The following is a 13,374-nucleotide window of genomic DNA, read 5'->3' on the forward strand; positions in this document are numbered from 1 at the left end:
ACGATCTGCCCGAAGACCTGGCGCCACACATCCACTCGACTCAGAACAGCTAACACGCCGAACCCACGAGTGTGAGCAGTGATCACAACTCGGGCAGAGAGGTGAAGTCATGCGCTACAACACGCTTGGTATCCACATGACGAACACATGTCAGCTGAGTTGTGATCACTGCATCACCGACTCGTCGCCGACGGCCTCCGGGGATTTGGAGTGGGCCCAGATCGAGGCCGCGATCCGCGCGGCCGCGTCCCATGTGGATGGCGTCTGCGTGACAGGCGGCGAAGCCCTCATCCGCCGTAGTCGAACGCTGAGAACCATCCGGTTGACAAGGGAGCTCGGTCTGATCAGCTCCCTTGTGACGAACGGGTACTGGGCACGCCGTGAAGCGTTCGCACAACGTACGCTCGACGAACTCGTCACGGCAGGCCTACACAAAATGGCTGTCTCGTACGACACCTACCATGAACGGTTCCTCGGTCCCGAGGTCTACGCCCGCCTGCTCGCCCTTGGTACCGACACGGACATCGTCATCAAACTCCAGTACTGCGGCGACGGACGTGACGAGGCATACCGGAACGCCGTTGCCCTCGCCAGTCGATACGGCGTCGAGCTCGACCGAGCCGAAGTCCTGCCCTTCGGGCGCGGCAGCGCACTTGTGCCGGCCGGCGTACCCGCTGTTGACGAGGTTCCGAACGGGCCGTGTGGAGTGGTGGTCCGCCCGGTGCTCACACCTGAGAACGAACTGTTCACCTGCTGCGGGCCGGCTCGCGGCTCGCACCCTCACTCGCCTCTACGTCTCGAGATCACGACTACGTCGGACGTGGGCAGCGCTTTGGGAGAGGCCGAGGCTGATCCCATTTTGAACGTGATTCACAGTCACGGGCCACGCCGGCTGTTCGACTATCTCGATCCCTCGACCCGAGACCGGATCACGGGCCGACTGCGGGATCCCTCGCTGTGCTCGATGTGCCGGGCCATCACTGACGATCCTGATGCGGTCGCTGAACTAACCAGAGCCTTGGACCCACAACGGCTCCGTCTGATCGCGTTGTCCGCAGTGCTGCACGACGCGCGGGAGGACCAGAAACGGAGGTCGGCATCTTGACCGGCCTTGCCCTCGCCGTAGTGCCTGACCAGCCGCGAGGCACCGTGCAGGCCATGCTCGCCGCGATTGGCCGGGACATCAGCACGTGGAACATCGCCGAGGGCCCTGGCGCGGCCTTGGGTGTCGGTGTAGTCAACCAGGGCTCGCCGACTGCGGAGATGCTCACCCTCCCCGGCGGTGTTCGGATCGCGGTCGACGCGCCCGGATGGGTGCGACGGGACCTCGCGTCCCGGCTCCATCGACTTCGGGAATGCGAAACCCGGACGACACCGGCCGCGTTGGTGGGGCTGTTCGCCTCAATCGCAGGTGACGGCCACTGCGTTGCCGTCGTGCCTGACCTGGGCTGCGTTGCCTATCGGGGGCCGATGTCGCCCCGACCGCTGTTCTACACCTGCGACGAGGGCTCGATTCTGGTCGCCTCCCAGATCCGGGCGCTGAACGCCGCGCGGCCCACCGAGATAGACGCAGACGGCTTGGCCTCGTTCCTCGTCCCTCAGCTCTGCGACCCTCGTGGCACCACATGGAAGGCGGTTCGCCGTCTTCCTCCCGGGTACGTGCTGACCACAGGGGATGGCACCGTTGACGTGCGTCCCGTCGCTCAGGTTGAACCGCTCGACAGTCGTGGTGCCAGCAGATCTGACTTCATCACCGAGTTCCGTGAGCGTTTCCTCATGGCGGTCAGACGGTGCAGCGGCCCGTCTACGGGGATACTGCTCTCCGGTGGCATCGACTCCTCGGCGTTGGCCTGTGCCTCTACCGCCGTTTCCGATACACCGGGCAGAGCCTATGTCCTCGACTACGAGGCACCGCTGACCTCCTGCGATGAACGACGGTTCGCCGACGATGTGATTGCCACGTGTGGACTGGAAGCCGTTCGGGTTCCAGGGAACCGGCTGCTGCCGCTGGTCGCCGACTACCCACACAGTGATGAGCCGGAGGCGTGGGCGTACTCCGGGAGGAACTGGGCGATGCTGCGGCGCATCGCTGCCGGTATGCCCGCACCCACGACCGTGCTTGCGGGTGAGGGGGGCGACGAGCTGCTACTCGGACAGGTTTTCGCGGTCGCCGACCGTATCGCCCTCGGTGACACCGATGCGGCACACCGGGAGTTGGCGACGTTCCCCGATCCCGACGGTACCGCGAAGGTGGTCCACCGCTTGTTGGCCGGCGACTACGACACTCGTGGCGCCCGCGTCATCCGTGCGTTGCGTGAGCTGCCGCCATGGTTGAGTACTGCCTACGTCGAAAGCGTAGGGATCGTTGACCAGCTCGCCTCCACGTACCCGAGCCTTAGCCCACCTGGGCACATCGCGAGCTCATACTCACGGGCACTGGTCGCTGAGGCGGGAGCTGCCGGTCGAGCTCAATGCGGTGGATGGTGGCCCGACATGGGCCACCGCGTCGGACTCACGATCACCTACCCGTTTCTCGACCCTGATCTCGCCGCGCTCGTGTGGTCTCTACCACCGGTACTGCTTCGTGACATGGGAGAGGAGAAAGTTGTACTCCGTGAGGCTCTTGCCGACCGCCTGCCAATATCGGTCGCTCGGCGTCGCGACAAGGCCGAGGCACTCGCGCTCCTGCGCGCCGGCCTTGTTGAGGGCATCGATCAGCTCCACTCCATGGCCTCCGAAAGTCCGCTCAATGACCTCGGCATCATCGATTGCGCCCGGCTCCGTAACGGAATTGACCGCTACGCAGCCGGCGAATCAGGCCTAGGCCCCGCACTGTGGGCAACCGTCTCAACGCACCGCTGGCTCACCGAGATCAACAGAGGAGCTCCATCATGAGTGCCAACTACCTGCCGTGCCGGGTGCCTGCCACGATGACCAAGATCGGTGTTCACTGGGTGATCGTGCCCGTTGATGACGCCGAAGTCGCGCTGATCAACGAGACCGGGCGGACCATCGTCGAGCAGTGCGACGGCACCCGCACGGTCGAGGACCTGGTACATGCGGTTGCCGGGGCCGGTGTCGAGCACGATATCGCATTGGCCGACGTGACCGAGTTCCTGAACCGCTTGTACAGCTCCGGCCTGCTCAAGCGAGTTCTGGGGCCGACACCGCTTGATCACGTTGGGTGAGGAGTAGGTGTTTTCGCAGGATGGATACACTGCCGGCCGTGAGCGACACCGCCGACGACCTCGCGGACCTGACGACTCTCCCTGAGCAGATCCGGGTCCGCCGCGAGAAGCTCGACCGGCTGCGGGCAGCTGGGGCCGACCCCTTCATGCAGCGCTCGCCCCGGACGATCTCGATCGGCGACGTTAGGGAGAAACACGGTCATCTCGAACCCGACCATTCCACCGGAGAGCAGGTTGGCGTCGCCGGTCGCGTCATGCTCTACCGCACCGGCGGCAAGCTGTGCTTCGCCACGATCCGCGATGCCACGGGTGACCTCCAGATCATGTTGTCCCTCGACCGGCTCGGCGAAGAGGCACTCGCCGCCTGGAAGTCCGACGTCGACCTCGGCGACCACGTGGGCATCGAGGGCGAGATCATCACGTCCCGCCGGGGCGAGCTGTCGGTCATGGCCGATCGGTGGGTGTTGACAGCGAAAGCGCTCCGCCCATTGCCGGAGAAGCACAAGGGGCTCACCGACCCCGAGGCGCGAGTTCGTCGTCGCTACGTCGACCTGATCGTCAATCCCGAAGCGCGTGAGATGGCGCTACGACGCTCGGCGGCCGTGCGGGCGCTGCGTGACGGCCTGCACGAGCAGGGCTTCGTCGAGGTCGAGACCCCGATGCTGCAGCAGGTGCACGGCGGCGCGACGGCACGGCCGTTCACCACGCACATCAACGCCTACGACCTCGACCTGTACCTGCGGATCGCACCTGAGCTGTACCTCAAGCGCCTGGTCGTCGGAGGCATGGACAAGGTGTTCGAGATCAACCGCAACTTCAGGAACGAGGGCGCGGACTCGACCCACAACCCCGAGTTCACGATGCTGGAGTTCTACCAGGCGCACGCCGACTACGACGAGGTCGCGCGGGTCACGCGGGAACTCGTTCAGGGGGTCGCGCGTGCCGTCCTCGGGGGCACCGTGATCGAACGCGACGGCACCGAAATCGACATCGGCGGCGACTGGCCTTCGATCACGCTGTACGGCTCGGTGTCCGACGCGCTTGGTGAGGAGATCACCCCGCACACCTCGGTCGAGACCCTGGCCACGCTCGCCGATGCTCACGGCCTGGGGCGGGACGTCCGCTGGGGCAACGGCAAGTTCACCGAGTACCTGTTCGAGGAGCTCGTCGAGCCCACGATCGTGCAGCCGACGTTCGTGCGGGACTTCCCGCTCGAGACCTCCCCGTTGACCCGGCAGCACCCCGACGAGCCGCTGCTCACCGAGAAGTGGGATCTCATCGGCTGGGGTATGGAGCTTGGTACCGGGTTCACCGAGCTGACCGACCCGCTCGAACAGCGACGCCGCCTCACCGAGCAATCCCTGCTCGCCGCCGGTGGCGATGCCGAGGCCATGCAGCTCGACGAGGACTTCCTCGAAGCTCTGGAGTACGGCATGCCCCCCACCGGCGGGGTTGGGGTCGGGGTTGACCGACTGCTCATGGCCTTCACGGGCAGGGGCATCCGCGACACGATCCTGTTCCCCATCGTCAAGCCCAACGTCCAGTAGCGGAGACCACCCATGTGGACGGCGTGTCGCTCGTGATGACTCGAGGTGGATGGGTTCGTCGAACGATCGCACGTTCCCGGGGGGCGTGGCTGCCCCACACCCGGGCCGTGGACGGTGATGTCCTCAGCCGAGGCCGCCCCGCTGAATTGTGGTCACGGCAGGGCGGCGGAGGGGGTGGCGGTCACGACCTGAGGAAGCTCACGTGTTGCTCGGCATGGTCCAGCCACAGCGAGTGCCGGCCGGTGTCGGTGACGGTGAGCCCGTTCCGTTCGGACGGTGAACCCGTCGAGTTCGACCAGTCCGTTCCGCTGTTCTTCCCGTCGTTGGCGTCGCTACCGATCGAGCAGGTGCGCCGGGCCGTCGCGGAGTACTTCCAGACGGGCCGCCGGCCGGACTGCGTCCAGCGGCAGCCGGGGGACTGGTACTGAGAACGCCCTCGCCCGCCTCGTGGGCGAGTCCGGCGGCGATGACGAACCAGGCTCCGTCTCCCGGTCGCGGCGCCGGCGGTGTGGTGCGGGAAAGCCCCGCGCGAGCGGGGGTGAGCCGGTTCGGGCGACCGGGTTTCGCGCACCGGCGGGAATCCCACCGATCGGGCGGGCTCCGCTGGAGTGCGTGCGGCGGCGGAGCGCGAGCTGGCAGGCTCACCCTCCATGAGTTCTATCGCAGTACTCGGTGCGGGCAAGATCGGCGAGGCGTTGCTCTCCGGCCTGATCCGAGCCGGACACCAGCCCGACACGCTCTCCTTCACCGAGCGCCACCCGGGCCGGGCGAAGGAGCTGGCGGGGCGGCACGGGGTTGACGCGGTGGCGGTCGCCGAGGCAGCCGTGAATGCCGACGTCCTGGTGGTGGCGGTGAAACCGCAGGACATCGAGCCGCTGCTCGACGACCTGAGCGGCTCGGTGGCCGAACGCCCGGCGGACAGGGGCCTCCCGCTGGTGGTCTCGCTCTGCGCGGGCCTGCCCACCGCCCTCTACGAGAGCAGGTTGCCGCCGGGCACGCCGGTGGTGCGGGCGATGCCGAACACGCCGATGCTGGTGGGTGAGGCGATGAGCGTCATCTCGGCCGGTAGCCACGCGTCCGAGGACGACCTCTCGCTGGTGGAGGAACTGCTGGCGAGCGTGGGCCGGGTCCTGCGGGTCCCCGAGGAACAGCAGGACGCCGTGACCGCGCTGTCCGGTTCCGGCCCGGCCTACTTCTTCTACCTCGTCGAGGCGATGATCGACGCGGGCATCCTGCTCGGACTGCCCAGGGCGGCGGCGGCCGAGCTGATCATCCAGTCGGCGGTGGGCGCGGCCACCATGCTCCGTGGATCGGAGAGCCATCCCGTCATCCTCCGGGAGGCCGTCACGTCTCCGGCCGGCACGACGATCGCCGGGATCAGGGAACTGGAGAAGCACGGCGTGCGGGCGGCGATGATCGACGCGATCGAGGCGGCCAGGGACCGGTCGGTGGAACTGGGCAGAGCCCACGAGGGAACCGGGAGCTGACCCGGGTCCGGCCTGGTCAGCGCGGCTCCCGCCGGTCGTGCGCCCCTCGGCCGCCTCGCTCGTGCGTCGCAGGAACACCAGGGGCACCGTTACCCTCGACAGCAGCACGTGCGTGTCGGTACCGCTGGGAGGGGAAGCCCGGCGGCGCGGCAGGTGCCGAAGGAAACGGTGGCTATGTTGACGCAAAGGGAGCATGACAACGGATTCGGCCAGGTTCGATTCCTGACTGTCGCCGAAGTGGCGGCGATGATGCGAGTGTCCAAGATGACGGTCTACCGACTGGTCCATTCGGGTGAACTGCCCGCGGTGCGGGTCGGCAGGTCGTTCCGCGTCCCGGAGAAGACCGTGCACGCCTATCTCCAGAAGTCGTACTACGACGTGGGATGAGCGAGCGTCCGGCTGCCGGCCGTCCGGTCGGCAGCCGGGTCACTCCACCAGGCGCCGCGTCCACCACCGCCCGCGTCGCTCCCGAACGCGTCCACCGATCGTTCCCGGAACCGTGCTCTTCCCCCGGCCCACCGGCGCGGGAGGGCACGATCCGTCTCGGCGCCCGCGCGGCGCCGGAAACCCGGCCCGGCGCGTCCCGTGCCCCCGCCCCGCCCCGGTGGCCGACGCCGGCGCCCGGACAGGGCTGCGAGGACCGGCTACCGACCCGGGTACGCTGGTAGGCCGTTCGCACCCGACGTGTTCCCGCGGTCCTCGACTCGCGGTTCGCGTGGTGCGAGGAACGCACCAAGAGACGATGAGAACTGCGAGGGACCCGTATGGGCTCGGTCATCAAGAAGCGTCGCAAGCGGATGTCCAAGAAGAAGCACCGCAAGCTGCTCCGCAGGACCCGCGTGCAGCGGCGCAAGCTCGGCAAGTGAGTCCGAGCCGGCCGGTCCGCCCCGCAGGTGGCCCACCGCGACGCCCAGCGGCGTCGCGGTGGCGGCTCCGCGCGTCATGGGCGACCGGCCGGCCGGCGCCGTCCACCCGGCTCGTCCGTTCCCCGCGGGGCGGTGGGCGTCCGGGTGAACCGATCGGCCGCCCGTGACCCGGCTCAGCCCGCCGGATTGCGCCGATCGAGTGGAACGGTCACCCGTCGGTTGTCGCGGCCCTCGTGACGTCTCGTAGCCTGGCACCAGCGGTCTCGTCGGCGATCCAGCGAGGTGTCGGCCGCGACCCGGTCCGTCTGGACGGGTGCCGCCGTGGTCCCGACACCACGTGATGGGAGCCAGACCATGACACCTCGCGTCGTCCTGGTGACCGGTGTGAACGGGTTCCTGGGAGCCCAGCTCGCGATGCGGCTGGCGTCCGACCCGGACATCGAGCGCGTGCTGTGCGTGGACATCGTTCCCCCCTCCCCCGAGGTCCGGCGGAGGCTGGGCAGGGCGGAGTTCATCCGCGCCGACATCAGGAACAGGCTGATCGCCAAGGTGATCGCCGCCGCCCGGGTGGACACGGTGGTGCACACCTCGGTCAGCCCGGAACCCGTCGGTGGTGGTCGCGCGCTCAACAAGGAACTCAACGTCATCGGCACGATGCAGCTCCTCGCCGCCTGCCAGACCTCGCCGCTGGTCCGCAGGGTGGTCCTGAAGTCGACGAGCGCCGTCTACGGCAGCAGCCCCCGGGATCCGGCGGTCTTCACCGAGCGGACGGAACCGCGCGAACTGCCCAGCGGCGGCTACGCCAAGGACGCCGCCGAGATCGAGGGCTACCTGCGGGGCTTCGCGCGACGGCGGCCCGACGTCGTCACCACCACACTCCGTTTCAGCAACTTCCTCGGCCCCCGGGCCGACACCGTCCTGTCCCGGTACTTCGCGCTGCCGGCGGTACCCGTTCCCCTCGGTCACGATCCCCGCCTCCAACTCGTGCACACCGAGGACGCCGTCGCGGTCACCCGACTCGCCACCCTCACCGACCTGCCGGGCGTGTACAACGTGGCGGGTGAGGGCGTGCTGACGCTCACCCAGGCGGTGCGCAGGGCTGGCAGGCTGCCAGTGGTCCTGCCCAGGCCGGCGTTGCGCCCCGTCGGCGCCGTGCTGCGCCGGGTGGTCCCGCTCGGGTGGCCACCGGAGTCCGGTACGCCTGACTTCGGACAGGTGATGGACACCACCTCTCTGCGGGAGAACGCCGGCTTCATGCCGCGGTGGTCGACGGCTCAGGTGTTTGATGACTTCGTCCAGGGCAGGGGACTGCGCCCGCTGGTCGACGCGGACCGGTTGGGCGGCGGGTGGGATCGGATCCGGTCCGCGACCGTGCCCGGACGACGCTGATCTCGCGGGCGAGGTCCACGTCCCGTGGCCCGGGAGGACGAGGACGTGCGCCCGGGGGGTGACCCGTGTCGCGGTGCCGCGGCCGTCAGGACGATCACGGAGGAGGAACGAGTGGCCGAGGCACGAGTGATACCGCTGCGTCCGGGACGGGTGTCCGGGGGCGGCGCCCAACCCGTGGCGGAGGACACGACCGCCTCCGAGGACCTGCCCGGCACCGTGCGGGCAGCGCGGAGCGGCGACGGCCCCGCGCAGGCGGGCGGCGGGCGGGACGGGGAGGCCCCGGAACCAGACCCCGCCGTGGACGCGCGCCTCGAGGACCGGCTGGCGGGGCTGGCGCGGTTCGTCCGCCGCCGCCTCGCCGGTGAGTACGAGGTCGACGAGTTCGGGTTCGACGCGGAGCTCAACGACGCGGTGTTCCTGCCCGCGCTGCGCCTGCTCTACGAGCGGTGGTTCCGGGTCGAGGCGGTGGGGTTGCACAACGTGCCGGGCGACAGCGGGGCGCTCATCGTCGCGAACCACGCGGGCACGCTGCCGGTGGACGCGCTGATGACGGCCGTGGCCGTCCACGACCACCACCCCGAGCGGCGGCACCTGCGGTTGCTCGGGGCCGACCTGGTCTTCCGCCTTCCCGTGCTCGGTGCGACGGCGCGCAGGGCCGGTCACACCCTCGCCTGCGGTCCCGACGCGGAGCGGCTGCTCCGGGGTGGCGAGGTGGTCGGTGTCTGGCCGGAGGGGTTCAAGGGGGTGGGCAAGCCCTTCCGGGACCGCTACAAGCTCCAGCGGTTCGGCCGGGGTGGTTTCGTCTCCGCGGCGTTGCGCACGGGGACGCCGATCGTGCCCTGTTCCATCGTGGGTGCCGAGGAGATCTACCCGAAGATCGGGGACATCCGACCGCTCGCTCGGCTGCTCGGGTTGCCCTACTTCCCGATCACACCGTTCTTCCCCCTGCTGGGACCGCTGGGCGCCGTTCCGCTGCCGTCGAAGTGGTACATCGAGTTCGGCGAGCCGATCAGCACCGCGGAGTACGGTCCCGACGCGGCGGAGGACCCGATGCTGGTCTTCGACCTCACCGACCAGGTGCGCGAGACGATCCAGCAGACCCTCTACCGGATGCTGTCCCAGCGGCAGAGCGTGTTCCTCGGCTGAGGCGGACGGGCCACTCGCGGCTCGGGCGCCCCGGCGGCGTCCGCCGGGTCGTCAGATCCTCGGGCGGCGGTGGTAGCGCAGGCCGGCGGCGACCGCTCCCACGAGAGCGCCCGCTCCGAGCATCGAGTTCACCCCGATCTTCGCGGCCCGCCTGCCGGTGCGGAAGTCCCTGATCTGCCAGCCCCTGGCCCTGGCGGCCTCCCGCAGCGGGGGGTCCGGGTTCACCGCGACGGCGGTGCCCACCGCCGACAGCATCGGGATGTCGTTCACCGAGTCGGAGTAGGCGGTGCACCGGCGCAGGTGCAGGCCCTCGCGAACCGCGAGCGCGCGCACCGCCTGGGCCTTGGCCTTGCCGTGCAGCAGATCCCCGACGAGCCGCCCGGTGTAGACGCCGTCCTCGCTCTCGGCCACCGTCCCCAGCGCACCGGTGAGCCCGAGGCGACGGGCGATGATGTCGGCGAGTTCGCGTGGTGTCGCGGTCACCAGCCACACCCGCTGGCCGGAGTCAAGGTGCTTCTGCGCGAGCGCGCGGGTGCCCTCCCAGATCCGGTCCGCCATCACCTCGTCGTAGATCTCCTCGCTCAGGCGGACCAGTTCCTCCACCGAGCGCCCCGCGACGAAGGAGAGGGCCTGTTCCCGACTGGACTGGATCTCCTCGGGGTTCTCCCGCCCACCGATGCGGAACTTGATCTGCTGCCAGGCGAAGCCCGCCATGTCGGAGGTGGTGAAGTACTTCCGCGCCGCCAGTCCGCGGGCGAAGTGGTAGATCGACGCCCCCATCATCATGGTGTTGTCGACGTCGAAGAACGCCGCGGCCGTGAGGTCGGGCGCCACGGCGGGTACCTCGGCTGGCGCGGTCACCGCCGCCTCCGCCGAGATCTGCCCCGCCCGGGTCGCATGGTCTTCCAGTGCCTGGCCGGTCTCGCGCTTCCGCCACAACGGCACCGCGGCGCCTCCCTGGATCGGTGGGTGTCGCTCCCAGCGGATCGGTTCCGGAGGGGATTCGGTATCCAGGGTAACGATCGGGCGAGGCCGCGAGATCATCACTCGCCGTGACCCGAGCCTCAACGCGGGTCCGCGCCGGTGCCGGAGCGGCGCCGAGGACCCGGATGGCGCGGCGCGCGCCGGGCGCGGGTGGTGACGGGAACCCCCGGCGCCGCCGCGGCCGGACCGCTCACCGCAGGCCCTCCGGCAGCATCCGCGCCAAGCGGCGCACGGCCCGTTGTTGCAGGGCCTTCACCGCGCCCTCGTTGCGGCCCATCCTGGCCGCGGTCTCGGCCACCGACAGGCCGCCGAGGAACCGGAGGACCACGCACTCCCGTTGGTCGGTGCCGAGTCGGCCGAGGTGGCGCAGCAGCTCGGAGTGCACCGCCTCGGTGAGGACCTTCTGCTCGGGGCCGGCCTGCACCGGCAGCGATGCCGACAGCGGCCCGTCCTCCGGCCGGGCGACCGGGACCTCCATGCGGTACTGGCCGGAGCGCACGTGGTCGAGGACCAGGTTGCGCGCGATCGTCACGAACCAGGCGCCCACGTCCCGGCCGCGTTCACGGAGTGAACTGATCCTGCGCAGCGCCCGCAGGAAGGTCTCGCTGGTGACGTCCTCCGCCAGCTCCCGGTCGCCGGTCCTCAGCAGCGCGTACCGGAACACGACGTCCACGTGGGTCCGGTACAGCTCGGCGAAGGCGGTCGGGTCGCCCCGCTGCGCGGCGCGTACGAGCGACCACCCTTCTGCCCGTGTCGTCGACATCCCACCCCCTGTCGCACCGAACCCGACTCGTGACGGAGTGGTCACCCAGGGTTGGTGGTCGGGGGGATTCTGGCGAACCCCGGGCGCCAACTTCCAGTTCAGCCCGGTTTTTCACTCCAGCAGGGTCCTTCTCCTGGCAGGTGATCGGAGACACCCGCCAACTCGGGGGAACATTGGACGACCGAGTATCGGATGACCCAGAATTCGAGCGGAATGTGCTCGCCAGCAGTACGGAGGTCATCGAGTGACGAACGCGCGAGAGGTGGAGCGGCAGTTACCGAGCCAGGAGGCGCGGGACCTGCTCGCGCTCACGAGTGACATCGCCAGTCGGGAACTCGCCCCGCGCGCGGCGGCGGCCGAGGAGCGCCGTGAGTTTCCCCGGGACCTCTTCGGCCTGCTCGGGCAGGCGGGTCTCCTCGGCCTGCCTTACCCGGAGGAGTACGGCGGGGGTGGGCAACCCTACGAGGTCTACCTCCAGGTGGTGGAGGAGCTGTCGAGGGCCTGGCTGACGGTGGGCCTCGGCACCAGCGTGCACTGCCTCTCGTGCCACGGGCTGGCCACCTTCGGCAGCGACGAACAGCGCGAACGCTGGCTGCCCGACCTGGTCGGCGGTGACCTGCTCGGGGCGTACTGCCTCTCCGAGCCGCACTCCGGGTCCGACGCGGCCGCGTTGCGGACCAGGGCGGAGCGGACCGCCGACGGATACCGGCTGTCGGGCACGAAGGCGTGGGTGACGCACGGAGGGGTCGCCGACTTCTACCTGGTCCTGGCCAGGACGGGCGAGGACGGGCCCAAGGGGATCAGCGCCTTCCTCGTGGACGGCGGCACCCCGGGCCTGAGCGGGGCCAGTCCGGAACGGAAGATGGGCCTCCGGTCCTCCGTGACGTCCCAGGTCGTGCTCGACGGAGTCGAGGTGCCCGTGGAACGGCGCCTCGGCGCCGAGGGCGACGGCTTCCGAGTGGCGATGGCGGCGCTCGACGCCGGACGTCTCGGCATCGCCGCCGGCGCGGTGGGCGTCGCCCAGGCCGCGCTGGACGTGGCGGTGGAGTACGCGGGGCAGCGCACGGCGTTCGGCCGGCCGATCGGGGAGTTCCAGGGGGTGTCGTTCCTGATCGCCGACGCGGCGGCGGGCATCGAGGCCGCGCGGCAGCTCTACCTCGCCGCCGCCCGTCGCAAGGACGGTGGTCTGCCGTACGGCCGGCAGGCGGCGATGGCGAAGTTGGTGGCCACCGACACCTGCATGCGGGTGACGACCGACATGGTCCAGGTCCTCGGGGGCGCCGGGTACGTGGAGGACTACCCGGTCGAGCGCTACATGCGGGAGGCGAAGGTGTTGCAGATCGTGGAGGGCACCAACCAGATCCAGCGCATGGTGATCGCCCGCTCCCTGATACAACGGTGAGCGTGCCAGACCACCACACCGTCACGCTGTTGGTCCGCCAGGGCTGCCACGGCTGCGTCGAGGCGGAGCGGGACATCGACCGGATCTGCGGTGAACTCGGGGTCCCCTGGACCTCGGAGGACGTCGACGACGACCGTGAGCTGCGCGCCGAGTACGGGGACCGGGTGCCGGTGATCCTGGTCGACGGGCGGGAACACGGGTACTGGCGCGTCGAGGAGGAGCGGCTTCGCGCCGCTCTGCGCTGAGCGCTTCACCTCCTGGGAACCGACCGGGAGCGGGGAGGACCCGGGTGGTCCCTCCCACCCGTCGCGGAACGTCGCTGCGTCCGCCCTGTGGAGCCAGCTGGCGGGGCGGCCCCCTCGGTGGCCGGCGGGGCCGGCCCTCCCGCCAGCCCCGCCAGTCGGGCCGCTTCCGCCGTGGCCGGTTCCGGTCTTCCAGCGGGCTCGTCCGCGTGGCGCTCCGCTCCGCCGGGCGGGCCGCCTCGTCCTCGGCCACGCTCGTCTCGCCGGGTGGAGCGATCCCGCCCGCGCCCAGTGCCCGTGCGGCGCCCTCCGCTCGAGGTGGTCGCCGGGGTGTTCGCCCCGCCTCGGGGCTCCCCGTTC

The 13,374-nt window shown here is 69.9% G+C and carries 14 protein-coding genes; 12 read left to right on the top strand and 2 right to left on the bottom strand.

The genetic code is table 11. The annotated features are described in order from the left end of the window. The first annotated feature begins 109 nt into the window (after nucleotides 1-109). From C1701_RS12725 to C1701_RS12770, 10 genes are all read left to right on the top strand, one after another. Nucleotides 110-1,105 carry a radical SAM protein gene (locus tag C1701_RS12725; RefSeq protein ID WP_103055965.1) on the top strand — a complete coding sequence of 332 codons (996 nt, stop codon included), beginning with the start codon at nucleotides 110-112 and terminating at the stop codon, nucleotides 1,103-1,105. Nucleotides 1,106-1,158: 53 nt separating this feature from the next. Beyond that, nucleotides 1,159-2,895, top strand: a complete 1,737-nt coding sequence (locus C1701_RS12730; RefSeq protein ID WP_337662257.1) for an asparagine synthase-related protein — start codon at nucleotides 1,159-1,161, stop codon at nucleotides 2,893-2,895. Further along, complete coding sequence (locus C1701_RS12735) at nucleotides 2,892-3,188, top strand: PqqD family protein (RefSeq protein WP_103055967.1); 297 nt, start codon at nucleotides 2,892-2,894, stop codon at nucleotides 3,186-3,188. The genes C1701_RS12730 and C1701_RS12735 overlap by 4 nt, the downstream gene beginning before the upstream one ends. Nucleotides 3,189-3,226: 38 nt before the next feature. After that, nucleotides 3,227-4,735 carry a bifunctional lysylphosphatidylglycerol synthetase/lysine--tRNA ligase LysX gene (gene lysX / locus C1701_RS12740; protein WP_103055968.1) on the top strand — a complete coding sequence of 503 codons (1,509 nt, stop codon included), beginning with the start codon at nucleotides 3,227-3,229 and terminating at the stop codon, nucleotides 4,733-4,735. A 35-nt stretch (nucleotides 4,736-4,770) separates the two neighbouring features. Further along, nucleotides 4,771-5,163 carry an Imm1 family immunity protein gene (locus C1701_RS12745; RefSeq protein ID WP_103057041.1) on the top strand — a complete coding sequence of 131 codons (393 nt, stop codon included), beginning with the start codon at nucleotides 4,771-4,773 and terminating at the stop codon, nucleotides 5,161-5,163. 222 nt (nucleotides 5,164-5,385) lie between these two features. Continuing rightward, nucleotides 5,386-6,222 (top strand): pyrroline-5-carboxylate reductase, encoded by an 837-nt coding sequence (gene proC, locus C1701_RS12750; RefSeq protein ID WP_016698404.1) that lies wholly within the window; start codon nucleotides 5,386-5,388, stop codon nucleotides 6,220-6,222. A 174-nt stretch (nucleotides 6,223-6,396) separates the two neighbouring features. Beyond that, complete coding sequence (locus C1701_RS12755) at nucleotides 6,397-6,609, top strand: helix-turn-helix domain-containing protein (protein WP_016698403.1); 213 nt, start codon at nucleotides 6,397-6,399, stop codon at nucleotides 6,607-6,609. A 377-nt stretch (nucleotides 6,610-6,986) separates the two neighbouring features. After that, entirely contained in the window at nucleotides 6,987-7,088 is a 102-nt protein-coding gene (locus C1701_RS12760; RefSeq protein WP_003402602.1) for a 30S ribosomal protein bS22, read from the top strand. A 354-nt stretch (nucleotides 7,089-7,442) separates the two neighbouring features. Continuing rightward, nucleotides 7,443-8,477 carry an NAD-dependent epimerase/dehydratase family protein gene (locus C1701_RS12765; protein ID WP_103057042.1) on the top strand — a complete coding sequence of 345 codons (1,035 nt, stop codon included), beginning with the start codon at nucleotides 7,443-7,445 and terminating at the stop codon, nucleotides 8,475-8,477. Between the two features lie 111 nt (nucleotides 8,478-8,588). Then, the gene (locus tag C1701_RS12770) at nucleotides 8,589-9,623 is read left to right on the top strand and encodes a 1-acyl-sn-glycerol-3-phosphate acyltransferase (protein WP_026419600.1); all 1,035 of its coding nucleotides are present in this window, start codon (nucleotides 8,589-8,591) and stop codon (nucleotides 9,621-9,623) included. A gap of 51 nt (nucleotides 9,624-9,674) precedes the next feature. On the opposite strand, the gene C1701_RS12775 is transcribed toward C1701_RS12770, so the two are convergent. Together C1701_RS12775 and C1701_RS12780 are read right to left on the bottom strand one after the other, a co-directional pair. Further along, nucleotides 9,675-10,667: an HAD family hydrolase gene (locus C1701_RS12775; RefSeq protein WP_372492988.1), complete on the bottom strand. Its 993-nt coding sequence runs from the start codon at nucleotides 10,665-10,667 to the stop codon at nucleotides 9,675-9,677. Nucleotides 10,668-10,797: 130 nt separating this feature from the next. Beyond that, nucleotides 10,798-11,370 carry a sigma-70 family RNA polymerase sigma factor gene (locus C1701_RS12780; protein WP_026419598.1) on the bottom strand — a complete coding sequence of 191 codons (573 nt, stop codon included), beginning with the start codon at nucleotides 11,368-11,370 and terminating at the stop codon, nucleotides 10,798-10,800. Nucleotides 11,371-11,614: 244 nt separating this feature from the next. Here C1701_RS12780 and C1701_RS12785 point away from each other — a divergent pair, with 244 nt between their 5' ends. Together C1701_RS12785 and C1701_RS12790 are read left to right on the top strand one after the other, a co-directional pair. Continuing rightward, nucleotides 11,615-12,772, top strand: coding sequence for an acyl-CoA dehydrogenase family protein (locus C1701_RS12785; protein ID WP_026419597.1), 1,158 nt, complete (start codon nucleotides 11,615-11,617; stop codon nucleotides 12,770-12,772). After that, on the top strand, nucleotides 12,769-13,017 hold the full coding sequence (locus C1701_RS12790; protein WP_030104529.1) for a glutaredoxin family protein: 249 nt from the start codon (nucleotides 12,769-12,771) through the stop codon (nucleotides 13,015-13,017). Before C1701_RS12785 ends, C1701_RS12790 begins: the two co-directional genes overlap by 4 nt. The last annotated feature ends 357 nt before the right edge of the window (nucleotides 13,018-13,374 follow it).

The sequence above is a fragment of the Actinoalloteichus sp. AHMU CJ021 genome, from assembly GCF_002895405.1.
Lineage (GTDB): Bacteria > Actinomycetota > Actinomycetes > Mycobacteriales > Pseudonocardiaceae > Actinoalloteichus_B > Actinoalloteichus_B caeruleus.

What these genes read in the sequence shown, in the direction of transcription:
- C1701_RS12725 (WP_103055965.1), top strand. Translation starts at nt 110, where the DNA reads ATGCGCTACAACACGCTTGGTATCCACATGACGAACACATGTCAGCTG.
- C1701_RS12730 (WP_337662257.1), top strand. Translation starts at nt 1,159, where the DNA reads ATGCTCGCCGCGATTGGCCGGGACATCAGCACGTGGAACATCGCCGAG.
- C1701_RS12735 (WP_103055967.1), top strand. Translation starts at nt 2,892, where the DNA reads ATGAGTGCCAACTACCTGCCGTGCCGGGTGCCTGCCACGATGACCAAG.
- C1701_RS12745 (WP_103057041.1), top strand. Translation starts at nt 4,771, where the DNA reads ATGACTCGAGGTGGATGGGTTCGTCGAACGATCGCACGTTCCCGGGGG.
- proC (WP_016698404.1), top strand. Translation starts at nt 5,386, where the DNA reads ATGAGTTCTATCGCAGTACTCGGTGCGGGCAAGATCGGCGAGGCGTTG.
- C1701_RS12755 (WP_016698403.1), top strand. Translation starts at nt 6,397, where the DNA reads ATGTTGACGCAAAGGGAGCATGACAACGGATTCGGCCAGGTTCGATTC.
- C1701_RS12760 (WP_003402602.1), top strand. Translation starts at nt 6,987, where the DNA reads ATGGGCTCGGTCATCAAGAAGCGTCGCAAGCGGATGTCCAAGAAGAAG.
- C1701_RS12765 (WP_103057042.1), top strand. Translation starts at nt 7,443, where the DNA reads ATGACACCTCGCGTCGTCCTGGTGACCGGTGTGAACGGGTTCCTGGGA.
- C1701_RS12775 (WP_372492988.1), bottom strand. Translation starts at nt 10,667, where the DNA reads ATGATCTCGCGGCCTCGCCCGATCGTTACCCTGGATACCGAATCCCCT.
- C1701_RS12780 (WP_026419598.1), bottom strand. Translation starts at nt 11,370, where the DNA reads ATGTCGACGACACGGGCAGAAGGGTGGTCGCTCGTACGCGCCGCGCAG.